This is a genomic window from Bacillus sp. FJAT-27445, assembly GCF_001510665.1.
Lineage (GTDB): Bacteria > Bacillota > Bacilli > Bacillales > Cytobacillaceae > Bacillus_D.
Window position 1 is genome coordinate 403,059 of sequence record NZ_LMTI01000003.1, and the last position, 25,113, is coordinate 428,171.

The window sequence follows — 25,113 nt, forward strand, 5'->3', positions numbered from 1 at the left end:
GCTTGGGGAACTGTCAATTAAAAATATTTAGAGATAGGAGTAAAAAACAGCCCACAAACGTGAGCTGTTTTAACAGATATTTTTGACACCCAATTCAACAACAGTGGGGCTATTGGTGAATTAGTTATGGTGTTGGTATTAATTTTTTTCCCTTGAATTCATTACTATCTGTAATAAAACCATTCAAAGAGTCTGTTGTGTTATAATCGTTGTTATTGATGAAACCTTCAGAGTGAGAAGAAGTATGACATCCGTAACATACAGCCATGTTAGTATAGCGTTTCAAAGCAGAAGAAGCATTTACATCCTTCAGATATTCCTTAGCCTGTTCAGTTGTGAATCCTCCTTGGGTTTGTAAAGTTTCGTATGTTCTGCCGTTTGCATCTGACATGATTTTAGCATCTGTTCCGTGAGCATAGTGACAGCGCGCACAGTTATAGTTATCGCTCATGCTATGGTGAGTGTAATTCTGATCTACACCAGTAGAATACTTTGTGCGGGTGAAGTAATCAACGTGGCAAGATCCGCACCACTCGTTGAATTCCATACCTTTTCCAGCTGTTGTCAGGTAACCATTTAAAGTCCTAGTAGGTTGAACTCCAGCTTTGGAAGGAATAGCATTACCTAACTTATCTGTCGTTACTTCTAATAGATCAACAGTATATGCTTTCTGTACTTCACTGATTTTAGTAATAATCTCAGCTGTTGGTACTTTGAAATACGCCTTTGTATTGTTAAACCAGTAGGTCCCAGCAGTTGCTAGAGCTTCATTTACAGTAATTAGAGTAGTATCGTTGTACATCTTAGGCCAATAAGAGGTACGGGCGGTACCTGTATACCTCAAATAAACACCAGGTGCATTCTTCCATGATCCACCGATGTATCTTTGAAGTTGTAGAACACGATCGCCAACTTTCAGACCTGTCATTTCATAGTAGCCACCAGCGGCAATATCAGCGGCTGCGATAGTCAAATCCTTAAAGAAATAATCATTTAAGCTTTGGGCATTAATAGTGCCAGTCGGAGCGGTTTTTTGAACTGGGACATTCATTAACTTATTTCCATATACAGTACTAGGCTTTCCGTCTCCATCAACTGCAACTTTTCTTTCAACAGTAGCCATACCGTTAGGATTTACAGCAAGTAAACGGTCAGAGAACGATCCGTGTGGATCATGGCAGCTTGCACAAGTAAATTCACCTGTCCAGGTTGCACCAGTAACTTTAGAGTTTGAGCCAGGCGCTGCACTGATTTCTAGCGCACCCGTAGACATATGAACTGACATGTTGCCATCATGAGTACCACCAAATGTACCAGCACCCATATCATCTGCATTGGAAGTTCCAAATACATTATAGAAGCCTAGTGTACCGTCATGGCAAGCTGTACAAGTATTGTAAGCCCCATTCTTAAACAACAAGCTTTTAGAAGCTGCTGTATGCGTTTGGTGACAGCTTGCACAGGAGTTAGTGTTATTCTGATAAGAACCGTGAAGTTTATGAGCTCCATTGGTTGTCTTATCATTTTTCATTTGACCATCTGGGTTTTTAATAAGATTTCCTTCGCCAGTTTTATGAGCATTAGAAATGTTATTATCAGGTTTAGTCAAATCTTTTGTTGGAACAGTGCCGTTATGCAAAACAACTTTGAAAGCGGTTTTTGCAGATTCGCCATCTGCATTTACTGCAGCAACTTCTACTGTGTAAGTAGTTGCTTGTTCAAGCCCACTTTTAGTATAAGTTGGGGTTGCAGAATCTTCAGCAGTTGTAGAACCATTCCAGTAAATCTTATATCCAGTTGCCTCGTCTACTGCTTTCCAAGTTACTGTTACAGTATCTTTAGTAGGCGATGTGAATTTTAGCTCGGTTGGAGCAACTGGAGTTGCTGCAAAGGCCACGATGCTTAGCATTCCTACCAATACTAAAGACAGTAAGAAGGAAAAGCTTAATTTTGCCTTACTCAATTGAAAAACCTCCCTGTTTTTCTTTTTCTGTTTTTTTACTTCTATGAAACCCTAAACCTTATAAATTCTTAACTTCAGCATCACCACCTTTATGTTAAAAAATTACTTAATTATATACAGCTATTCGTTGATTGACTGTGTCCGTAATAAAAATTGTCCCGTTTTGGTCAATACTCAATCCGTTGGGTAAATAAAATTGTTCATTCCCATCACCCATACTTCCGATTTCAAAGATCTGAGTACCTTCACTATCAAAACCAGAGACACTGGACGCCAAGTTATTTACAACATAAAGGATTCCTCTTTCATCCACTCCTACCCCTCTTGGATTAACAAAGGTAGAATTTCCTTTTCCATCCTTAGAACCATTAATAGTAGCTACGTACTTTCCTTTTAAATCATATTTTATTACACGCTGATTACCTGAATCAGAGATATAGATATTCTCAGCGTCCAATGCCACAGCATTCGGTGCTGCCAATTTGTCTTCCGGATTAGCCCCAGTTGCAATTTCCATTTCCTTTTTGCCATCCAGTGTAAAAACAAATAATTTGCTTTTTTTAATATCTGTGACATACAATTTTTCGTTAATAATTCTTAAGCCTGCCGGAGCTTCAATTACCTTATTTTTCTGGCCCTGCTCTTCAAAATATTTAAGGAACTTTCCTTTCGAGTCAAAAATTGAAATCTTACCTGTATATAAATCGGCTACATAAACATTTTCTTTTTTATCTCCGGAAATTCCATATGGGAACATAAATTGACCTTCTGATTCGCCTTCCTTACCAAAACGAAATACCGATGTTCCTGATAAATCAAAAACTTGAACTTGTTTATGGTTGGTATCTGTTACGTATAAAAACTCACCTATTCTTGCTGCATCCATAGGTTTGTCAAGAGGATTACTAAAGTCTCCATGAATTAGTTGTGTAAAGATTGGCGGCCCATTCTGATCGACCACTTTTGTCATCTTTTCCACGTTATATTGCAACCCCAAATAATATATTGCTCCAAAAAGGATTAGTGAGAGAATTACAATACTTCCCATAAGCTTATATAATGTTTTCTTTTTCAAGGCATTTCACTCCTTGTTTTATTCCTTGCTGTCTTTTGAAGATACTCTTTCTAGAGCTTCAATTGCTGGCTTATATAGTGGATCATAAGCTAATGCATCTTTATAAATTTGCTCCGCTTCTTTTTTGTTCCCTTGCGCCTCAGCTACTTGGCCAATTTGATAAATAATATCAGCATTGGATGGCATTATTGCCAACGCTTCTTCTAATGAAGCAGTGGATTTATCATACATTTTTAATTTCCTGTAACTGATTCCTTTTAGGAGATGGCCTTTATAATCTTTAGGTGCGAGTTTTGCAGCTTTAGTGGCCATTTCTAAAGATTTTTGTGATTGGTCCTGCTTATCATAAACAATTGCCATATTGAGATAACTAGGATAATAATTTTTATCAAGGCTTATAGCTGTTTTAAATTCTACTAAAGCCTTGTCATAATCTTCCATTAAATAATAAGTAAAGCCTAATTGAACCCTTTTCTCCGGATCATTAGGTTTTGCCTCTACTTCCTGTAAACTGTAATCCAGTTTCTTTTGAAGCTGTTCAGTATCAATATCTTTCCATAAGTACTTATCACTTATGATATAACCTGCTCCAAGGCTGATCCCAAGGGTAAGAACAAGAGCTAGAAGTGCCTTCCATAATTTGATTTTCTCGTTATTTTTTTTTACAGGCTCTTGGGAAGTAGTGCTTTGATTGTTTTCAGTTTCTGTTTGCATAAGAACCCTCCTTCTTAACTTGCTATTAATTTCGATGGCAAGCTGTACAAGTTCTTTTAGAATGACATTGGTAACATGTGTTGTTCAATTTTTGACCAACCGGGACATCAACAGGATGGGTTAATCTAAAGTCATTTCCATGGCTGGAAGGATGACAACTGTTACAAGTAGTATTTGTAATTTTATTTGTCCCTGTTTTTTGATAATCATGACAGGCTAAGCACCTTGTTTCGTTGCTTTTTGCATAATCACCATGTTTACTAACAAAACCTCTTTTATGACTCTGAGGTTTTTTTGAGTGGCAATCACGACAGTAAGTGTTAGTTTTCGCATAATCTTGTGGTTTGATTTTTGAATTTGCGGTGCTACCTTTATTCAAATACTGTGTATGCGCTGGCGCTTCTTCAAACCCTTTTATTTCATCCTTTGACATATACTTATGACAGTTATTACAAGTACTTAAATCTTTCTTAGCAAGGGTTCCATGATTGGATGTTTTGAAATCAGCTTTTTTATGGGATTCAGGATACATTCCACTAGTATGACAAGCTGCACATTCAAGAGTAATTTCCCTTGATTCGTGACACGACATGCACGTGTCCATATCCGGCTTTGTCCATTTGATATCGGACATTGCTGCCTGGCCGACTTTAGTATCCCACTTCATGTAGTCGGCCTGAAAAGTCATTTTCCTGTCAGCTATCTTGGCATGGGCAACCCCGCTATGGCATTGCACACATTCAATTCCTTTGTTTTTATGCTTATCATGCGGAATGATAAGATCCCCCGATGGGGTGACGTCACGTTTATACACATTGTGACAACGTTCACAAGATTTGTCTGGTATGTCCTTAGGCATTCGAATCGGTGCCGTGTAGGTTTGTGTCTGTTTTTTGTAAAGCTCGACGAGTCCGTTGCCTTTTGCTTTTGCTAAATTCTCGACCCCTGGTTGGATATGGCAGTTTACGCAATCTACTTCACCGTGGGAGGATGCCTTCCAGGTGTAGTATTCCGGTTTCATCTCATGGCAGGATGAGCAGAACTCGGAGCTTGAAGTCGCTTTCAGTCCTGAAAATCCGATAGAGAAGAAGAGGACTAGAAACAATAGGGTTAATGTTGCGATTTTGAAAAACGTATTGCGAAAACGGGGAGGGGCCGGGAGTTCCTGGTCGATTTTTTCTTCTTCCATAAGACTGTCCCTCCAGTTTCAGTATTACGGTTATTTGTGCGGCCCTGTATTCTGATCCAGGGCCGCTGTCAATTAAAGGTTAGACGCCTTTTTCACCTTTGAAGCCGGTTCTGTGGCAGTATTGGCAGTAAACGTCTGTTGGCGCGGTTGACTTTGTTCCTTCCGCCGGTTTTTCCTTGTCGTGGCATACATAGCAGCGGGCTTTTGCCTCGTCGGTTCCTGCTTTCGGTGCGTGCGCTGTCAGCCATTTATCGCTGTCTAGGTGGCCTGGTGGGCGGTTTCCGTGGCAGGCCGAGCAGAAGGCACTGTCACGGGATTTGTCTTTAACGACTGCGATATTCGGCACGTATTTTTCTTTAACTCCGTCATCCTTGATTAAAGTCAGGATGTCCTGCTTGGGGATGTCGCGGATCCATTTTGAATCCTGATGGCAGTCGACACATTCATTCAATTCTTTAAGGGCCGTACCGCCATGGCTTTGGTTCCATTTGACTTTTTCGTGGGTCTTCGGAATGGCGACTTCTTTATGGCAGGTGAAGCATTCCATTGATAGTTTTACGTCTTTTTTCTGTTTTCCGATTGCTTGAAGGATGATATCCTGGGTTTTCTTTGTTGTTTCATGGCTGCCCTGGACTCCAATTACATCCGCTTCGTGGGGCTCGGCGGTAGCAATCTCGGATCCATGCTCTTTGCCTTTCTCAGCGCCGTGCGTGTTGACCGGCAGGCTGTAGGCGATGTCTTTCCAAGGCTTTTCACCTTTGTTCACTTTGTCATGGCAATCGATGCACGTTCCCATGTTCGGGTTTGTGTATTCCTTTGTCATCAGTTTTTTAATGTTTTTCTCTGTCCAGTAGTCGTATGTTTCGGAACCGTTGATTCCGCGGTCGACCACTTTTGCGTGCGCAACACCCGCATGACAGGTGATACAAGGAATGTCTTCTTTGATGTGTTTTTTATGGTTAACCTTCAGGTCGCCGGTTGCGGTGACGAGGCGGTTATCCGAGTGGCATTGTCCGCAGTTTACCTTCATGACCGGTGCGGTCTGGACGATTGGGTCTGGCGGACCGACAATATGGTAGTAAACTTCCTTCATCGATTCGATTTTGTGAAGGACCATATTCTTTGCACCCGGTTCAATATGGCACTGGGTACATTTGATCTCGCTGTGGGCGCTCGCTTTGAATGTCTGGTATTCCGGCGCCATCTCGTGGCAGCTTTTGCAAAATGATGGATTTGACGTGAAGGCGATCGCCCCGTAGGCCGTTCCGCTCATCGCGATTATACAGAAGAGGAGGACAAAGCCTAGTTTCCAGCGGTTAACCGGATTCTTCCAATCTATATTTCTGAATTTGCGCCATAATCTGCGTATAAGGCCGGTTTTCTTTTTCGTTTCCCTTGTCTCTGTCTCAGGGCTATTCTCTGTCTGTTTGGATTTTCTCCAAAAGGCCACGCTGTTTCACCCTTTCTGTTTTTCTGTTTGATTTTCTATCTACTTTTATTTCCATATTAACCTCTCTAAAGGTAGTATCTAACACCCCTAAGTGATTTTCCAATGTACAATTTGTGAATAAAATTGCGAAGTGTGTAACTGTATTTTTACAATAGGATTTCCTTGTGAAAAGTTGATGGGCCAAGCATTGGTTTAATAACACGGGAGTAGTGAAAACTTTTAAAATATCTAATTTTTATACAAAATAATGAATAAAAATTGTGTGATTCCCGCGATTTCGGCTTGATTTTATGCATAAAGAAAAGAGGAATAGAAAATGAAGGACCAATACTTATCAATGAGTCGAGTTGTGTTTTTATTATGGGGAAGTTGTGAAGAACTTGTGAAGATTTTATAAAAAGGCTCTAAACAGAATTGAAAGGGTTAGATTTTAAAAAGAGGTTTAATGAAGTCTAGGAGCCGATTATCCTGCGTTCATCCAAGATGGGCATTTGTTGTCACTGCATAGCGGAAGTGGTAAGATGGTAACAGAAAATGGCGAATTGTTTTTAGAGGAAATTTGCTTTAAATAGAGAATCCTTTCTCCTTATGGGATTCGAATGCTGAATGAAGAAGGAGAGTCAAAATGGGAATTTTAAATAAATTGTTTGATTTGAATAAACGCGAAATCAAAAAGCTTACCCGAATGGCGAGCAAGATTGAAGCGCTGGCGGATGACACCGAAAAGCTGTCGGACGACCAGCTTCGCGAAAAAACAGAAGAATTCAAGCAGCGTTACCAGAACGGCGAGTCACTTGACGACCTGCTTTTTGAAGCGTTTGCGGTTGTCCGCGAAGGATCCCGCCGTGTCCTGGGGCTGTATCCATATCCAGTCCAGCTGATGGGCGGTATTTCCCTTCATGAAGGAAATATTTCCGAAATGAAAACAGGGGAAGGTAAAACACTGACAGCTACAATGCCCGTATACCTGAATGCGTTGTCCGGCAAAGGTGTCCACGTTGTTACAGTCAACGAATACCTTGCCAGCCGTGATGCGACTGAAATGGGGCAACTGTACAATTTCCTTGGCCTCACTGTTGGACTGAACCTGAACAGCATGACAAAAGAAGAGAAGCAGGAAGCGTATTCCGCGGACATCACGTACGGGACGAACAATGAGTTCGGCTTTGACTACCTCCGTGACAACATGGTGTTATATAAGGAACAAAAAGTTCAGCGACCGCTTTATTACGCAGTCATTGACGAGGTCGACTCCATCCTGATCGATGAAGCCAGGACGCCGTTGATTATTTCCGGAACCGCACAAAAGTCGACATCGCTTTATATGCAGGCCAATGCGTTTGTCCGTACGCTGACAAAGGACCAGGATTACACCTATGATGAAAAAACGAAGGGTGTCATGCTGACTGAGCAGGGGATTTCCAAATCGGAGCGCGCTTTCGGTATTGAAAACCTTTTTGATATCAACCATGTTACCTTGAACCACCATATCAACCAAGCGTTGAAAGCGAATGTGTCCATGCACATTGATATTGATTACGTCGTCCAGGAAGGCGAAATTGTCATTGTCGACCAATTCACTGGACGCTTGATGAAAGGGCGCCGTTACTCAGAAGGGTTGCACCAGGCGATTGAGGCGAAGGAAGGCCTTGAAGTCCAGAATGAAAGCATGACTCTTGCGACAATCACCTTCCAGAACTATTTCCGGATGTATGAGAAGCTTGCGGGTATGACCGGTACAGCTAAGACCGAGGAAGAAGAATTCCGCAACATATATAATATGAACGTAATTGCCATCCCGACGAACCGTCCGATTATTCGTGATGACCGCGCTGATTTGATCTATGCATCGATGGACGGAAAATTCCGGGCAGTTGTCGAGGACATTGCTGAGCGGCATAAAAAAGGCCAGCCAATTCTTGTTGGTACAGTCGCAATTGAGACTTCCGAACTCATTTCGAAGTACCTTCAGAAAAAAGGCATTCCCCACAACGTGCTAAATGCGAAAAACCACGGCCGTGAAGCGGAAATCATCGCTGAAGCCGGCCAACAAGGGGCTGTAACGATCGCGACAAACATGGCGGGCCGCGGTACTGACATCAAGCTCGGTGAAGGCGTTATAGATCGAGGTGGACTTGCCGTTATCGGTACAGAGCGCCATGAATCACGCCGGATTGACAATCAGCTGCGTGGGCGTTCAGGCCGTCAGGGGGATCCGGGGGTAACCCAGTTCTATCTCTCTATGGAAGATGAGTTGATGCGCCGTTTCGGCTCCGATAACATGAAGAACATGATGGCCCGCCTTGGAATGGATGATTCTCAGCCAATTCAGAGCAAAATGGTGTCTCGTGCCGTCGAGTCTGCCCAGAAGCGCGTTGAAGGCAATAACTTCGATGCCCGTAAGCAGCTCCTCCAGTACGACGATGTTCTGCGCCAGCAGCGTGAAATCATTTACGGTCAGCGGAATGAAGTTCTTGATGCCGAAAATCTTCGGGACATCGTTGAAAATATGATTAAAGGAACCATCGACAGGGCGATTCAGGCCCACGCACCCGGCAGCGGGGACGAAGATGAATGGAACCTGCAGGGGCTTGTTGACTTTACGGCGGGCAACCTTCTCCATGAAGGCGACATTACCGTTGCCGACCTGAAGGATAAGGGTCCAGATGACATGGCTGAAACGATTTTTGAAAAAGTCATGGAACGTTACAACGAGAAGGAAGAAATTCTATTGCCGGAGCAGATGCGCGAGTTCGAAAAGGTTATTGTGCTTCGTGCCGTCGACTCGAAATGGATCGACCACATCGACGCGATGGACCAGCTCCGCCAGGGTATCCACCTTCGCGCGTATGCCCAAACGGATCCTCTTCGTGAGTACCAGCATGAAGGCTTCGCGATGTTTGAAAGCATGGTAATCTCGATTGAGGAAGAGGTTTCCCGCTATATTATGAAGGCGGAAATCCGTAGCAACCTCGAGCGCCAGGAAGTCGCAAAGGGCCATGCTGTCAATCCAAAGGAAGACGGGGAACAGATTAAGAAAAAACCTGTAATCAAGAAGACGAACATTGGCCGCAATGATCCATGCCACTGCGGCAGCGGCAAAAAGTTTAAAAACTGCCATGGTGCGGTGTAATAGTGTTGAAGAGAGCCGGCTGTTGCCGGCTCCCTTTGTTTTGGTCAGGGAAACTAAAAAATCGTGTCCATGTTCGGACTCATAAACGGATTTTTAGGAAGTATGAGTCCGAAGTTGCCAGATGTTCGGACTCATCATCGCATTTTTAGGAGGTATGAGTCCGAAGATGCCCGATGTTGGGACTCATTATTGGATTTTTAGGAAGTATGAGTCCGAAGTTCTCTATGTTCGGACACAGAACAGAACTGCTCTTCAAGGCAAATTTTTTTGGGGAACTCTCACTGTTTTTTCTGCCTAGCTTGGCTTCGGGGCTTTTAATTTTGCCAGGAGCTTTGGCATTCGGGGCTTGAGGGTATATACTAGATAATGACTATTCTTATGGAAAGATTTTAGAGGTGATTGATATGGAGTTTGCAGATATCAGGAACGAATTGGAGAAAACAGCTAAGCGATTAGCGGGCTTCAGGGGGTCTCTTTGACCTGGAGGAAAAAGAGGCTCGGATAGCTCAGCTTGATAATGAGATGCTGCATCCGGATTTCTGGAATGACCAGAATGCCGCTCAGACCGTGATCAATGAGGCAAATGGCCTTAAGGACCAGGTTCATGCGTTTCTGGAGATGAATGAGAAATATGAGGATCTGGAAGTAACCTTTGAGCTTTTAAAAGAAGAGCTTGATGAAGATTTGCAGACGGAACTTGAAGAGGAGCTTGTTGCGTTGACAGCCCGTCTTGATGAGTATGAGCTTGAGATGCTGTTGAGCGAGCCTTATGATAAAAACAATGCACTTTTGGAACTGCATCCCGGTGCAGGCGGTACGGAGTCCCAGGACTGGGGATCGATGCTTTTGCGGATGTACACCCGTTGGGCAGAGAAGCGTGGCTATAAGGTTGAGACACTTGATTACCTGCCGGGCGATGAGGCGGGGATCAAAAGTGTTACGTTGTCCATTAAAGGCCATAATGCATATGGCTATTTGAAGGCTGAGAAGGGTGTCCACCGGCTTGTGCGGATATCTCCATTCGATTCGTCGGGCCGCCGCCATACTTCGTTCGTTTCGTGCGAAGTGATGCCTGAATTCAATGACGAGATTGAAATCGACATCAGGACCGATGATTTGAAAATTGATACGTACCGGTCGAGCGGGGCGGGCGGCCAGCACATCAACACCACCGATTCAGCTGTACGGATTACGCATATCCCGACCGGGGTCGTTGTGACATGCCAGACGGAGCGGTCGCAGATCAAGAACCGTGATCGGGCGATGAATATGCTGAAAGCGAAGCTATACCAGCGCCAGATTGAGGAAAAGGAAAAGCAGCTTGCGGAAATCCGCGGCGAGCAGAAGGAGATCGGCTGGGGGAGCCAGATCCGTTCCTACGTGTTCCACCCTTATTCGATGGTGAAGGACCATAGGACGGGTACGGAATCCGGGAATGTGCAGGGTGTGATGGATGGGGAGCTTGACCCGTTCATTGATTCGTATTTAAGGTCGAAACTGTCATAAGCTTTGCGTGTCTGAAAAAATTAAAGCCTTTGCCGGAAATGCCGCCGGCAAAGGCTTGTTTTATTTTTTGGATTTCATTTACCGACGTGGTAGCCTGGGGCTAAAGCTGCATGCGCTTTTTTATTGTGGAGATATCGGTTTCGTGGATGCCAGATTTGGCGCTGAGATGGGAAATATCAAACTTCATTCCTTTGATTTCGTCAGCAACGATGGTAAATACTTTTTCGTGCTGGTCCAGCTTGAAATCAATCTGTTTGAAGTTGCTTCTAAACTCGGAAGCGTGGTTGTTGATTGTTTCAGTGAGTGTTTCCAGGCGGCCATCGACTCCGTCCAGCCTTGAATCTATTTCATCGAAGCGCTGATCCATTCCATCGAGACGCTGGTCCATTCCATCGAGACGCTGGTCTATTCCATCGAGACGCTGGTCTATTCCATCGAGACGCTGGTCCATTCCATCGAGACGCTGATCCATTCCATCGAGACGCTGATCAATCCCGTCGAGGCGCTGATCAATTTCATCGAATCGCTTGTCCATACCATCGAGTCGTTGGTCAATCCCGTCGAATCGCTTGCCCATTTGTTCGAACTGATTATCCATTTTCCCTATAAAAACCCTCAATAATTCCTCCATATTCTCACCTCCTTTCAGCCAGTATACCACAAAATTTCCACCGTAAAAGCTCGGAGATTATTGTGGAAATCCCAATACCTTATCAACAATTAATGGTGGATAACCCTCTTATCCACAGGAGATTTTGAAATTACCAAAAGGTTATTCACAAAAGGATGCCTGACGCAAAAAAAAATCAAGTTATCAACAGATAAATACCAAAGATTGCGCGTTTTTATCCACATTCTTAAAAAGAAATATTGAACAATCCGGGATATTTTCCTTTTATACCTAAATTTGCATCAACAGCTAGGCGAATGCTATACTCTAGCATTGGTATGGGTATAATTTGCATAATAATAGGAATGACCAGAAGGAGTGCGTACCCTTGAAGAGACGGAAGAAGGCTTTGCTGGTAGGGACACCGGCCGGGAAAGTGCTTGAGTATTTATACATTCTAATTGGCTCGGCGTTGGTTGCGCTGTCTTTCAATTTATTTTTGCTTCCGAACCGAATTGCATCTGGTGGGGTAAGTGGAATATCGACTATCCTCGATGCTGTTATGGGTTGGGAGCCGGCGTATGTGCAGTGGTCTCTGAACATTCCATTATTTATTGCGGGTGTAGTACTCCTCGGCAGGCAATTTGGGATTAAAACGCTTGTTGGGACAGTTTTTCTGCCTTTAGTTGTCCTTGCATCTGCCCATCTGGAGCCGTGGACGAAGGATCCGCTTTTAGCGGCGCTTTTTGGCGGTATTGGAGTTGGCTTAGGGCTGGGGATTGTGTTCCGCGGGAGGGCCTCAACCGGGGGAACCGATCTTGCGGCACAGATCATTAATAAATATAGCGGACTAACGCTTGGGCGCTGTGTCGCACTGATTGATGGAATGATTGTGCTTGCAGCCGCGATTGTTTTTGATATTGAGCGGGGCTTATATGCCCTGATTGGACTGTATGTTACAAGCAAGACGATTGATCTGGTTCAGGTCGGTTTTGGGCGTTCAAAAATGGCAATGATTATTACCAATAAACAAAATGAAGTCCGTGAAGGCATCCTAAATAAAATTAACCGTGGTGTGACACGATTATCCGCATACGGCGGTTTTACCGATTCCGAGAAGCCGGTCCTCATTTGTGTGGTTGACCAAACAGAGTTCACAAAGTTGAAACAATTAGTAAAAACCATTGACCCAACGGCGTTTGTCATTGTGATGGATGCTGCAGAAGTTCTTGGGGAGGGTTTCAAAAGGGAATAGTATTGGTATAATTATGTAGGGTTTAAAAACTTTACTAAAGGGGTTATCTTATGAACAAAAAACTACTTGCCCTGCTTATGGGAGCTTCAATGGTTCTAGCTGCGTGCGGCGGCGATGACGGTGGTAAGGATTCGGCTTCCGGAGGAGACCCGGAAAAGCTGTATAATCAAAAATGTTCGGGGTGCCATGGCGGCGACCTGAAGGGCGGTGCTGGCCCTGACTTGACAAAGGTCGGAGCCGCATACTCAAAAGAAGAAATTGAAAAGATTATCGTTGAGGGAAAAGGTGGCGGCATGCCGGCAGGACTCTATAAGGGCGATGAAGCTTCAAAGGTCGCCGAGTGGTTAGCTGAGAAAAAATAATGGATTACGTCCTGCTTTTAAGCAGGGCGTTTTTTATTGAAGAAAAATTAAAAAATCACACAAACAATTCTAAAATTGGAAAAATTGTGTTTTTTGTATTCTCATAGAAGGAATTTCATGATATATTCGCCAATATAGGATATAATTGGCAAAATTCGACTTGTTTGAAAAGAAACTGTAATATTTGAACCCCTTTTTTTACGTCTTATGAGTGTTATAATGGGTTTGGGTTAGAAAACACATTGGTTTTTTGTCAAATATGCGAGAATAGTGTCCAACATGACTAGTCATCAAGCAGGATGTTGTCGACAAAACAAATTAGGTGATAGTTTACATGATAGAAATGCAAAATGTTTATAAGAAATATCCAAATGGCGTCACGGCTGTGAGCGGCATCAATGTCCGGATCAACCAGGGGGAGTTTGTTTATGTGGTTGGGCCAAGTGGGGCCGGCAAATCGACGTTCATTAAAATGATGTATCGTGAAGAAGTGCCAACATCAGGTACTATCCTAATAAATGGTATAAATATAGCTAAGCTGAAACTAAAGAGGGTGCCGATTTTCAGGCGGAACCTTGGCGTGGTTTTCCAAGACTTCAAGCTGCTGACAACGAAGACGGTTTACGAGAATGTCGCATTTGCACTCGAGGTTATTGAGGAACATCCTAAGTATATTAAGAAAAGGGTCATGGAAGTGCTTGACCTTGTTAACCTTAAGCACAAGGCTAGAATGCTCCCGACTGAACTGTCCGGTGGCGAACAGCAGCGTGTATCTATAGCGCGGTCGATAGTCAATTCTCCTAAGGTGGTAATCGCGGACGAGCCAACAGGGAACCTGGATCCTGATACCTCTTGGGAAATCATGAAAATTTTTGAAGAAATCAACACGCGAGGCACGACAATTGTAATGGCTACGCATAATAGGGAAATTGTTAATACCATCAAGCACCGTGTCATTGCAATAGAAGAAGGCAGAATTGTCCGTGATGAGCAGAGGGGGGACTACGGCTATGAAGCTTAGGACCCTGGGCCGCCATACACGGGAGAGTGTAAAAAGTATAGGAAGGAACGGGTGGATGACGTTCGCGTCGGTCGGCGCGGTTACGGTCACTCTTATCCTTGTCGGTGTCTTTTTCGTTATTATGATGAATCTCAATAAGGTGGCAACGACCATTGAAGAGGACGTGGAAATCCGCGTACACATCGATACCACTGCTGACAAGAAACAGCAGCAGGAGTTAAGACAAAAGATTGAATCCCTGCCGGAGGTAAAAAGCATCGGCTTTTCCTCAAAAGAAGAGGAACTGCAGATTTTGATAAAAAATCTTGGAGAATCCTACAAGCTTTTTGAACAGGACAATCCTTTAAACGATGTATTTATCGTAAAATCGAAAAACCCCGAAGACACAATGAAAGCCGCGGGAAAAATTAAAAATATGGATTTTGCCTACAAGGTTCAATATGGGCAGGATAGCGTAGAAAAGCTGTTCAAATTCATAGCCGCAAGCCGGAATGTCGGGTTGGCACTGATTGCCGGGTTGTTCTTTACGGCGATATTCCTAATTTCGAACACCATCAAAATTACTATAATTGCGAGAAGAAGAGAAATTCAGATTATGAGATTGGTAGGCGCAACGAATGCCTTCATCCGTTGGCCATTCTTCCTTGAAGGACTCTGGCTGGGGATTCTAGGATCGGTCCTGCCGGTTGTATTGATTTCGATAGCGTATTACCAGGCATATAGCTATCTGGCACCGTTGCTTGAAGGCCATTTTATTCAAATCCTTCCTTACGATCCGTTCATGTACCAGGTATCGGGACTTCTTATCCTGATGGGCGCATTCATTGGGATTTGGGGAAGTATGATGTCGGTCAGGAAGTTCCTGCGGATTTAAAAGAACAGAGGGTTCCAGAAAAAATAGATACGATTTACCTGTACATGGGTTGCAGTGGAAAGGAGAAATCGGGAATTGAGAAGATCAGTCATGGCGCTTACCGCGTCAATCGTGGTAGGCATAGGGAGTTTATTTGGAGGCTTTAGCATACATACAGAGGCTTCGAAGCTATCCGAATTGAAGGGTGAAAAAGCAGAAATCCAGCAAAACCGTTCTAAAGTGGATGCCAATATTAGTGAGTCAGACAAAAAAATCCAGAAGCTTCAGGCAGAGCAAGAAAAGGTAAATGCCGAAATTAAGAGGCTTGATCTTGCTATTGGTGAAACAAACAAAAAGATTCGTGAACAGACAAAGGATATCCAGGAAACACAATTGGAGATCAAAAAGCTGCAGGGAGAAATAAAGGTCCTGGAGGAACGGATCGCCAAGCGAAACGAGCTCCTTAAGGACCGCGCCCGTAACTACCAGGAAAACGGCGGTATGGTCAGCTATGTCGATGTTTTGATGGGCGCGACTAGCTTTAGTGACTTTGTTGACCGGGCAACGGCTGTTGCGACAATCATGGAGGCGGACAAAGATATCCTCGAGCAGCACAGGGCTGATATGGAGGAGCTTGAACAGAAGAAGCAAAAGGTTGAAAGCGATCTTGCCAAGCTTCAACAAATGCTGGCAGAGCTTGAAGCAATGAACAAACAGCTCAATTCACAGCGTGGCGAAAAGGATAAGCTGATGAAAGAGCTTGTGAAACAGGAAAAGGAAGAGCATGACCATAAAATGGAGCTGCAGGAAAAGAACAAAATCCTTGCGGCACAGGAAGCTGCAATGGCTAAAGCAATTCAGCTTGAGCAGAATCGGATTGCCAAGGAAGCGGAAGACCGTAAACGCCGTGAAGCGGAAGCTCGCGCTGCTGCGGCACGGGCCGCGGCTGCAAAAGCAAAAGCCGCCAGCAATCAGAGCGTAAGCAGTTCCCATGAATCATCGGCACCAGTTGAAGCACCTGCTGTTACTTCCGGCAATTTCATGAAACCGACAACAGGTTCCAATACATCCGGGTTTGGCGCTCGCTGGGGAACGTTCCACTATGGCGTTGACTGGGCAAACAGGTCGTCAAATGTGCCGGTTGTTGCCGCGGCAAGCGGTGTTGTCATTAAATCCTACTATTCCAGCAGCTATGGAAACGTAGTTTTCATCGCCCACTATATTGACGGACAAACCTATACAACTGTTTACGCCCATTTGGATATGCGAGGTGTCGAGGATGGCGCTGTCGTCTCCAAAGGCCAATTCCTTGGCTATATGGGTAACACAGGCCATTCGACTGGAAAGCATCTTCACTTTGAACTGCACAAAGGCCAGTGGAATGACAGCAAGTCAAATGCGGTCAACCCGTTTGCATACGGTGTCCCGCGCTAAACAGAAACAGCATCAATATAAATATGTAAGAGTAAGAGCGGAGGAAGCCTGGCTTCCCCGCTCTTTTTGCTGTCGGCTTTTTGTAAATCATGGTGCCGTGAGCCGGAGCCTACATTCTACTTATTTCCTATTTATCCGACTTGGAAACTGGTACTATTTTCGTGTTTTCCGCAGATTTCACCAAAAGCCATAGAGATAATGGATGGAAGTCAGACAAGCGGATAATGCCGAAGCCTAATCGCATGGGCCAATTTTTCCAATAGCACGCGCAATCATAACTCGTCCCAAACCGCATATAAGTATAGTAACGGGCATCGCTGCAATATGGCGATGCTTTTTTACCAAAAAGGGTCTGACGTTGGGAGTGGAGGGCATGAGGCGGAAATGGTTGGCGCTGTTGGTTGTTGGGTCGCTGGTTACCGGAGCGGGTGGAACATTTGCCGGAATGAAATGGGCCGAGTCCCGGGCTGATGGATTTACGGTAGATGTGGCAGCAGTTCCGAAAAAGGGGAAGGATAGGCCGGCAGATTCAGTATTGCTTGATAAAGTGAGCACGGCATACGAATTAATTGTGAGCCAGTATGTCGAAAAGGTTGAGCGAGAGGAGCTTGTTGAGGGGGCGATTCAAGGAATGCTGGCTTCCCTTGATGATCCTTATTCGGTTTACATGGACAGGGAGACGGCGCGGCAATTCAACGAATCGTTAGAGTCTTCGTTCGAGGGGATTGGCGCGGAGGTTGGAATGGAGGACGGTAGGATTGTGATTGTTTCACCGTTTAAAAATTCTCCGGCAGAAAAGGCGGGGCTTAAACCGCACGACCGGATTCTGAAGGTGGACGGAAAGAGTGTTGAGGGGTTGGATTTGATTCAGGTGACTGTAAAAATCCGCGGCAAAAAAGGGACGGTCGTCCGGCTGGAGGTTGAGCGGAAAAATGTGAAGGACCCCATTTCCGTTGAAGTGAAGCGTGACCAGATACCGATTGAGACTGTGTTTTCAAAGGTGAAGAAGGTGGATGGTAAGCGAATTGGGTATATTGAGATTACGTCATTTGCCGAGGAAACGGCCGCTGATTTTAAAAAACAGCTGAAGGTGCTCGAGGAAAACGGTATCACCGGCCTGGCGATTGATGTCCGAGGCAATCCGGGTGGCCTTCTTTTAAGTGTGGAAGAAATCCTGAGGGAGTTTATAAGCGGCGATAAGCCGTTTGTACAGATTGAGAAGCGAAATGGCAAGAAGGAAAAATATTTTTCGACGCTAAAAGAGGGGAAGTCCTATCCGGTTGTCGTTCTTGTTGATAAAGGAAGTGCGTCTGCATCGGAAATCCTTGCCGGGGCACTTTCCGAGGCGGAAGGGTTCCCGCTGGTAGGAGAGAAGACATTCGGCAAGGGAACGGTGCAGCAGGCGATGCCAATGGGGGATGGCAGCAATATTAAATTGACTCTATTCAAGTGGCTTACGCCTGATGGGAACTGGATTCACCGGAAGGGCATCAAGCCGGATGTGGAGGTCAATCAGCCGAAGATTTTTGGAACGCATCCGATTCAGCTGGACGGCGCGCTTGAAGCGGATATGAACAATGAGCAAGTGAAAAATGCACAAATAATCCTTGAAGGGCTTGGGTACAGCCCGGGGCGGACGGACGGCTATTTCAGTACGGGGACGGTGCGTTCGGTGAAGGCTTTCCAACAGTTATACGGTTTGCAGCCGACTGGGAAAATTGACAGAAGAACCGCTTTGGCGCTTGAGGAAGCACGTACGAAGGAAACGAAGAAAGACAAGAATGACCTTCAGCTGAGAACTGCGTTGAGGCTATTGGCGAAATAGATTCTGACGGATGGTTTGGCGTTTGGAATAGACCGAATTGGACAGGGAGAAATCCCTGTCTTTTTTTTTGTGGGGGAAATGCGAACAGTTTCGCGGAAAATTCGAACAGTGCCTGCCACTCCTCGAATAATCTTGTTTCACGCTATGTGTTTCACGGAAACTAAAAGCATTATTGCGGGTTGAATAGCAGTCACAATTCTATGTACCGATATTGAAATTATCCTTAACAATAAAAAAGAGCCCAACTGGACTCGGAATTTATCTTTCACAGGCAATGCCGTCTTTATCGCGGTCTTTAGAGACGTTTGCTTCATAAAGTGCTTTTGAAACAAACGGGTTGTACTTAGTTTTTCCACCCTTGTTTTTCACCTTGGAGTCCTTCGCGACCCCGCCTTTATAGTCCTTGTTTAATTCCGTGCAGTTACCGTATTTTTTTGCCGCGCCTTCTACAATACTCGCAGATCCGTAGGATAGTCCAAAAAACAAAGCGGCTGAGAGGATAATTTTTAAACCTTTAGCCAAATTACCAGCTCCTCATATGATATTCCCATTTATTTTACAACATGCTGATAGTGGATACAACCAAAAAATGTAAATTGATTGAAAGACTACTAGCAAGTAACAATTTCCTTCTCTATTTAATAATTGACGAACCTGTATATACAGGATATACTCAATTATAGAACTTGTATATACATGTTATTGTTTTTTCGGGGTATGAATTGTGAAAATCCCGTTGCTGTACTTTATAAAAGGTCACGCCATCAAGTTTAGTTTTTAAGGTTAAATGAAAAAGAAACATTCAGTACGATTAGTGACCGATTAAAAGAAAACGCTCTCATCAAAAACATTTTAGGAGGGAAAATGATGGATCTTAAAAAAACGGCTTCCGAAATTATTGATGCGGTCGGCGGCAAGGATAATATTGCCGCAGCTACACACTGTGTAACACGACTGCGTTTTGCTCTGAAGGACGAGGGCAAGGCGAACAAGGAAGAACTTGAGAAAATTGACCTTGTGAAGGGTTCATTCTCGGCAAATGGCCAATACCAGGTCGTTATTGGCCAGGGAACTGTTGACAAAGTCTACAATGAACTAGCGGAACAGGCGGGCATTGCACATGCCAGCAAACAGGAAATTAAGGATGCGGCGGCTCAAAACCTAAATCCGTTTCAGCGCGCCATCAAAACTTTGGCTGATATTTTTATTCCGATTCTCCCTGCAATCGTAACTGCCGGTCTATTGATGGGAATTAATAACGTCCTGACCGGGCCGGGGATTTTTTATGATAGTAAATCAATTGTTGATATGCACCCTCAGTTCGGGGATTTTGCATCAATCATTAACCTGATAGCCAATACGGCGTTCGTCTTCCTGCCTGGCTTAATCGGCTGGGCTGCAGTGACCCGGTTTGGCGGTAGTCCGCTTCTTGGAATTGTACTCGGCTTGATGCTTGTCCACCCGGATCTTTTGAATGCTTGGGGATGGGGTGCCGCAAAGGCTGAAGGGGATATTCCAACCTGGAACCTGTTTGGCCTTGAAATTCAGAAGGTCGGCTACCAGGGACAGGTTTTGCCAGTCCTGGTCGCTTCGTATGTCTTGGCTAGAATAGAACGGTTCCTGCGCAGTAAGATTGCCGATGCCTTCCAGCTTCTGCTCGTTGCGCCGATCGCACTTTTAATTACGGGATTCCTATCATTCATTGTTATCGGGCCAATTACTTTTACAATCGGCCAATGGATAACAAATCTATTTACTGGTATTTTCGATACAGTTCCTGCTATTGGCGGCCTTGTGTACGGTGCTCTTTACGCGCCGCTCGTCGTAACCGGTATGCACCACACGTTCCTGCCGGTTGACCTGCAGCTGATTTCGAGCACAGGCGGCACATTCCTATGGCCAATTTTGGTTATGTCCAACATCGCCCAGGGGTCCGCAGCCCTTGCGATGATGTTCCTTTTGAAGGACGAAAAGCTGAAAGGGTTGTCCGTCACTTCCGCTATTTCTGCCTACCTTGGAATTACCGAGCCGGCAATGTTCGGGGTCAACCTCCGATTCCGCTTTGCCTTCATTTCCGCGATGATTGGCGCGGCGCTTGCCGGAATGTTCATTACGATCAACCATGTCCTTGCACCATCCATTGGTGTCGGCGGCCTGCCAGGCTTCCTTTCCATCGTTCCGCAAAAATGGGCGCCATTTTTCATCGGAATGGGCATTGCCATCGTTGTTCCGATCGTATTAACATTCCTATGGGGAAAAACAAAAGCCCGCAAAGGCGAACTCGCTTAATTCTGCATTAAAAAATTGAATTGATGGTGCCGGGAACCATTGCTGGACGTTTTTGTCCCATATCGGATGCCTGGCACCTTTTCCGGACATATTTTGGCTCACGACGGAGCCAGGCACCATTACAAAAGAGGTGATCAGCATGAATGAGCCATGGTGGCGGAAATCGGTTGTGTATCAGATTTATCCGAAGAGTTTTAAGGACACGACAGGGAATGGCGTGGGAGACCTGAAAGGTATTACCAGCAAGCTTGATTATTTGAAGACGCTTGGCGTGGATGTGATTTGGCTGACGCCGATTTATCAATCTCCACAGCGGGATAATGGCTACGATATTAGCGATTATTTTTCAATCCATGAGGAATATGGCACGATGGCCGATTTCGATCGCCTCCTTGATGAAGCGCACAAACGCGGCATCAAGCTAATCATGGATATCGTTGTCAACCACACGTCCACAGAGCACCAGTGGTTTCAGGAATCACGCAAATCCAAGGACAATCCGTACCGTGACTTTTACATTTGGAGGGACGGCGTCGATGGCGGCCCGCCAACAAATTGGGAATCGAAATTTGGCGGAAACGCCTGGGAATATGATGAGCAAACCGGACAATACTACCTGCACTTGTTTGATGTTACCCAGGCCGACCTGAACTGGGAAAATGAAAAAGTCCGCGAGCATGTTTATGACATGATGAAATTCTGGTTTGAAAAAGGCGTCGACGGTTTCAGGCTTGATGTCATAAACTTGATTTCAAAAGACCAAAGCTACCCTAACGATCATGAAGGAGATGGTCGCCGTTTTTACACCGATGGGCCTCGCGTCCATGAATTCATGAAGGAAATGAACCGAGAGGCATTTTCAAAGTACGACAGCATGACTGTCGGTGAAATGTCTTCAACGACAATCGGACACTGCATCAAGTACAGCAACCCGGATAGCCGCGAACTCAGCATGACCTTCAATTTCCATCATCTGAAGGTCGATTACGATCGCGGCGACAAGTGGACGCTTACCGACTTTGACTTCCTTTCCCTGAAACGGATACTGTCGACCTGGCAGGAGGAAATGAACCGAGGCGGCGGTTGGAATGCGCTTTTCTGGTGCAACCATGACCAGCCGCGGATTGTCTCCCGTTATGGCAATGACGATGAGTATCGGGTAGAATCCGCGAAAATGCTTGCGACCACCGTCCATATGATGCAGGGGACGCCGTACATTTACCAGGGTGAGGAAATCGGGATGACAAACCCGAAATTCGATTCGATTGACGACTACCGTGACGTAGAGTCACTAAATATGTTTTCGATAAAAAAGGCTGCCGGGATGAACGAAGAGGAAATACTCGAGATTCTTAAAAGCAAGTCGCGTGACAACTCGAGGACCCCGGTCCAATGGGACGCGACCCCGAACGCCGGCTTTACGGCAGGCACTCCGTGGATTAATGTCGCCGCCGACTATCCCGACATCAATGTCGATATGGCCCTTGCCGACAAAGAATCGGTGTTCTATCATTACCAGAAACTGATTGAGCTTCGTAAGGAATACGACGTCATCACGTATGGCGATTATAAGCTCATTTTGAACGATGATCCGGATATTTTTGCATACATTCGCAATTGGAATTACGAAACGCTTCTCGTTGTGAATAATTTTTACGGGAAAAACGCACTGTTCGAGCTGCCGAAGGACGTCAGCATTGATACCGGCGGCGGGGAAACCAGCGTGCTCATCTCCAACTACGGAGACCACCCGGAAGATTACCGCCGCTTCACATTACGCCCCTATGAGTCTGTTGTGTTCCACGTAATAAAGTGAAGCAAATGCGAACAGTGCCTGTCACTCCCCGAAAAATCTTGTTTCACGGTATTGTTTCACAGGCAAAACGGATTAGGCTGCTTCTTCATAACAAGCTTAACCAATGTTACAATGTATGGGAGGCAGTCTACACTGCCTCCTAATTTCATGAACCGGGTGAAGGCCATGATAACAAATAAATATGACAGCATTTATCAGGATATAGCAGAACAGATTGAATCAGGCAAACTTAAAAAGCATACAAAGCTGCCGTCGGAAAACGAGCTCGCCGAAGCATATGGGACGAGCAGGGAAACGATTCGGAAAGCGCTGAATCTCCTGTCGCAGAATGGCTATATCCAAAAAATAAAGGCAAAAGGGTCGGTCGTACTCGACATTGGCCGCTTCGACTTTCCGGTTTCTGGCCTGACAAGCTTTAAGGAAGTCGCCGAAAAAGTTGGCCAGACATTCAACACGACCGTCCATGAACTGTACGTCATGAAGCCGGACGAGTACTTGCAAAATGAGCTGAAAATCCCCGCGAAGGAGGAAGTCTGGAAGGTTGCGAGAACCCGCGAAAAAGAAGGCGAGCGCATTATTCTCGATAAATCCTTTTTCGTAAAGAAGCTGGTTCCCGGGCTGACAAAGGAAATTTGCGAGGATAGCATTTACGCATATCTTGAGGGTGAGCTGAAGCTGAACATCTCCTTTGCCCGTAAGGAAATAACCGTCGAGGAATGTACAGACGAAGATCGCGATTACCTTGACCTGAAAGGGTATAATCATATCGTTGTCGTCCGGAACAATGTTTTCCTTGATAATGCGTCCGTGATTGAATACACGGAATCAAGGCATCGCCTGGACAAATTCAGGTTCGTCGATTTTGCGCGTAGGAGCAGGTAAATTACATAACAGTACCAATCCCAAATCCGATTTGCTGTCACCAACCTCAGCTCACGGCAGCCTGGGATTTAAGCGATGAATAAAAGACGAAAAAGGCCGCCCAGCAAACAGACAGCTGGCGGCCTTTCATTTTTTTGCAAGTGAAATTCCAGTAAAATCAGTCCTCGGTCCAATTCCAATAAGCAAACTCGCCAACCTGTGCTGACTGAATCTCCTTCATATCCCGCAGTTTCAAAAGCTCCTTAACAGGCCCGGTCACAACGGCGCCGTATACTCTGAAGCCATTATTCTTCAAATAATCATGTCTTTCCTGAAGGAATCTTAATCCAAGAACATTTTCCAAATAACTTTTGTTTTCAGACTTCAGTAGGTGCTCCATATTAGCCAGCATGATTTTTTCATTTTCTCTTATCCCATCAGGATGCAATCCTATTTCTCTATAGGAACGGTAATCCTCATAATCAGTTTCCCGCGCGCGGCTCATTCCCAGGCTTTCAACCATAAAATAGGTACCGCCTGCTACGCTATAGCTAACGTCTTTTATTTCCCTAAGCTCCCCCGCGTATATAGGCATCCAATGTACATCTACATTATAATCGGCCAAAAGTTTCAACAAATCCTCGGGTTTGTAATAACTGTCAGTCGAGAAGGCGAAATCTGCGACCGTTCCCTCATGCACCTTTTCGAGCGTGGACCATACCGTGGGGTCTACCTTTAAATTTAGTTTTTTCCCTGTCCGTGGGTCTTCGGGGAGGAAAAATGAGAAACCTGATTGTACGGCCGGATCAGTATAGGTTGTAGTTTTTGACGAAAAAGGGGTGATCAGCCTTTTTGTAACATCTACCGAACCTATCTGCACCTCTTTTTTTCCAACTGTACGAACAAGAGGGAGCGAGAGCTTTTGGCTGAAAAAGGGCGTGATTTCAGCATGTGAAAAAGGTTCGCTTTTTGCCATGAAACCTTGATGCGTCCAGTTTATTGCCTGTGTAAGGGAAAAATAATTCTTGTCGGCATTTCCCGCCTGTTGATACCCAATCGAAAGGAGTGTGGTATAGGTCACGAATAAAAACCCGATAGCCAACAGTATACGAACTATTCTCCATGTCAAAGTAAAACGGTACTTCCAAAGTATTTTCTTTTCCTTATTCTTCGTCCATTCGTCCATGCAAAAACTCCTCCCTTACTCCCAACTGCTTTAGTTTTTGCCGTGCCCGGTACAACTGAACCTTGACCTGGCTCCCGGTTAAACTAAGCGCTTCTTCAAGCTCACTATATGAAAAACCTTCAATTTCTCGTAAGTAAATCAATGTCCGGTAGTTCTCTGGTAGCAATCGGAGCAGCTCCTCCAGTTCCCGAGCCGTTTCCCTTGTTACTGCCTCCTGCTCCGGCGCGCCATATGGACTAATCATTTCTTCTTTGCCAACAAAAGGCACCCATTTCCAGCGTTGCCGCCGCCGCCATTCATCAATATAAATATTCCGGGCAATTCGGTACAACCACGGTCTGACATCCTCATACCTGTAAAAGGTTAACGAAATGGTTGCCCGCAGGAAGGTTTCCTGGACCAAATCCTCAGCAATTGTGGGGGAGCCGGAGAGCCGAAGCAGGTAGCCATACAATCCTTTTGCATATTTTCTGTATAAATCATCGAGTTTTTCTATCCGCGACTCTTCCAAGGCTTCCCTCCTCCACTACCCTTACAACGAATGGATTTCCCTTTTGTTACACCTATATTT

The 25,113-nt window shown here is 45.0% G+C and carries 20 protein-coding genes; 11 read left to right on the plus strand and 9 right to left on the minus strand.

Annotated elements, in window-relative coordinates; all coding sequences use genetic code 11:
* Positions 1-124: 124 nt before the first annotated feature.
* The 5 genes from AR337_RS10350 to AR337_RS10370 form a co-directional block, all read right to left on the minus strand.
* On the minus strand, positions 125-1,963 hold the full coding sequence (locus AR337_RS10350) for a cytochrome c3 family protein (RefSeq protein WP_059171932.1): 1,839 nt from the start codon (positions 1,961-1,963) through the stop codon (positions 125-127).
* A gap of 106 nt (positions 1,964-2,069) precedes the next feature.
* The gene (locus AR337_RS10355) at positions 2,070-3,038 is read right to left on the minus strand and encodes a 6-bladed beta-propeller (protein WP_059171933.1); all 969 of its coding nucleotides are present in this window, start codon (positions 3,036-3,038) and stop codon (positions 2,070-2,072) included.
* Between the two features lie 18 nt (positions 3,039-3,056).
* Positions 3,057-3,752, minus strand: coding sequence for a tetratricopeptide repeat protein (locus AR337_RS10360; protein ID WP_059171934.1), 696 nt, complete (start codon positions 3,750-3,752; stop codon positions 3,057-3,059).
* A 25-nt stretch (positions 3,753-3,777) separates the two neighbouring features.
* Positions 3,778-4,941, minus strand: a complete 1,164-nt coding sequence (locus tag AR337_RS10365) for a NapC/NirT family cytochrome c (RefSeq protein ID WP_059171935.1) — start codon at positions 4,939-4,941, stop codon at positions 3,778-3,780.
* 79 nt (positions 4,942-5,020) lie between these two features.
* Positions 5,021-6,391, minus strand: coding sequence for a NapC/NirT family cytochrome c (locus AR337_RS10370; protein ID WP_059171936.1), 1,371 nt, complete (start codon positions 6,389-6,391; stop codon positions 5,021-5,023).
* Between the two features lie 625 nt (positions 6,392-7,016).
* Between AR337_RS10370 and secA the strand changes: the two genes are divergently transcribed.
* Positions 7,017-9,524, plus strand: a complete 2,508-nt coding sequence (gene secA / locus AR337_RS10375; RefSeq protein ID WP_059171937.1) for a preprotein translocase subunit SecA — start codon at positions 7,017-7,019, stop codon at positions 9,522-9,524.
* Positions 9,525-9,928: 404 nt separating this feature from the next.
* Positions 9,929-11,030 (plus strand): peptide chain release factor 2 gene (prfB, locus tag AR337_RS10380; protein WP_156424361.1). Its coding sequence is split into 2 segments (ribosomal slippage): positions 9,929-10,000 and positions 10,002-11,030, totalling 1,101 coding nucleotides; the frame shifts between segments, so codons are not numbered across the junction.
* A gap of 100 nt (positions 11,031-11,130) precedes the next feature.
* Here prfB and AR337_RS23610 read toward each other — a convergent pair.
* Complete coding sequence (locus AR337_RS23610) at positions 11,131-11,661, minus strand: hypothetical protein (RefSeq protein WP_059171939.1); 531 nt, start codon at positions 11,659-11,661, stop codon at positions 11,131-11,133.
* 367 nt (positions 11,662-12,028) lie between these two features.
* Between AR337_RS23610 and AR337_RS10390 the strand changes: the two genes are divergently transcribed.
* The 6 genes from AR337_RS10390 (at position 12,029) to AR337_RS10415 (ending at position 18,390) form a co-directional block, all read left to right on the plus strand.
* On the plus strand, positions 12,029-12,895 hold the full coding sequence (locus tag AR337_RS10390) for a YitT family protein (RefSeq protein ID WP_253701612.1): 867 nt from the start codon (positions 12,029-12,031) through the stop codon (positions 12,893-12,895).
* A gap of 50 nt (positions 12,896-12,945) precedes the next feature.
* Positions 12,946-13,257, plus strand: a complete 312-nt coding sequence (cccB, locus tag AR337_RS10395) for a cytochrome c551 (RefSeq protein WP_059171940.1) — start codon at positions 12,946-12,948, stop codon at positions 13,255-13,257.
* Positions 13,258-13,591: 334 nt separating this feature from the next.
* Positions 13,592-14,278, plus strand: a complete 687-nt coding sequence (gene ftsE / locus AR337_RS10400) for a cell division ATP-binding protein FtsE (protein WP_059171941.1) — start codon at positions 13,592-13,594, stop codon at positions 14,276-14,278.
* Positions 14,268-15,152 carry a permease-like cell division protein FtsX gene (ftsX, locus tag AR337_RS10405; protein ID WP_059171942.1) on the plus strand — a complete coding sequence of 295 codons (885 nt, stop codon included), beginning with the start codon at positions 14,268-14,270 and terminating at the stop codon, positions 15,150-15,152. The genes ftsE and ftsX overlap by 11 nt, the downstream gene beginning before the upstream one ends.
* 75 nt (positions 15,153-15,227) lie before the next feature.
* On the plus strand, positions 15,228-16,565 hold the full coding sequence (locus AR337_RS10410) for a murein hydrolase activator EnvC (RefSeq protein WP_059171943.1): 1,338 nt from the start codon (positions 15,228-15,230) through the stop codon (positions 16,563-16,565).
* Between the two features lie 373 nt (positions 16,566-16,938).
* Complete coding sequence (locus AR337_RS10415; protein ID WP_059171944.1) at positions 16,939-18,390, plus strand: S41 family peptidase; 1,452 nt, start codon at positions 16,939-16,941, stop codon at positions 18,388-18,390.
* Between the two features lie 258 nt (positions 18,391-18,648).
* Here AR337_RS10415 and AR337_RS10420 read toward each other — a convergent pair whose 3' ends face one another.
* Entirely contained in the window at positions 18,649-18,912 is a 264-nt protein-coding gene (locus AR337_RS10420) for an excalibur calcium-binding domain-containing protein (RefSeq protein ID WP_059171945.1), read from the minus strand.
* A gap of 342 nt (positions 18,913-19,254) precedes the next feature.
* Between AR337_RS10420 and treP the strand changes: the two genes are divergently transcribed.
* The 3 genes from treP (at position 19,255) to treR (ending at position 23,377) form a co-directional block, all read left to right on the plus strand.
* Entirely contained in the window at positions 19,255-20,679 is a 1,425-nt protein-coding gene (gene treP, locus AR337_RS10425) for a PTS system trehalose-specific EIIBC component (RefSeq protein WP_059171946.1), read from the plus strand.
* Positions 20,680-20,818: 139 nt separating this feature from the next.
* Positions 20,819-22,495 (plus strand): alpha,alpha-phosphotrehalase, encoded by a 1,677-nt coding sequence (gene treC, locus AR337_RS10430; RefSeq protein ID WP_059171947.1) that lies wholly within the window; start codon positions 20,819-20,821, stop codon positions 22,493-22,495.
* 165 nt (positions 22,496-22,660) lie between these two features.
* Complete coding sequence (treR, locus tag AR337_RS10435; protein WP_059172235.1) at positions 22,661-23,377, plus strand: trehalose operon repressor; 717 nt, start codon at positions 22,661-22,663, stop codon at positions 23,375-23,377.
* A 157-nt stretch (positions 23,378-23,534) separates the two neighbouring features.
* Here treR and AR337_RS10440 read toward each other — a convergent pair whose 3' ends face one another.
* Entirely contained in the window at positions 23,535-24,542 is a 1,008-nt protein-coding gene (locus tag AR337_RS10440) for an anti-sigma factor (protein ID WP_059171948.1), read from the minus strand.
* Positions 24,520-25,053, minus strand: coding sequence for a sigma-70 family RNA polymerase sigma factor (locus AR337_RS10445; RefSeq protein ID WP_059171949.1), 534 nt, complete (start codon positions 25,051-25,053; stop codon positions 24,520-24,522). Before AR337_RS10445 ends, AR337_RS10440 begins: the two co-directional genes overlap by 23 nt.
* Positions 25,054-25,113 lie beyond the last annotated feature (60 nt).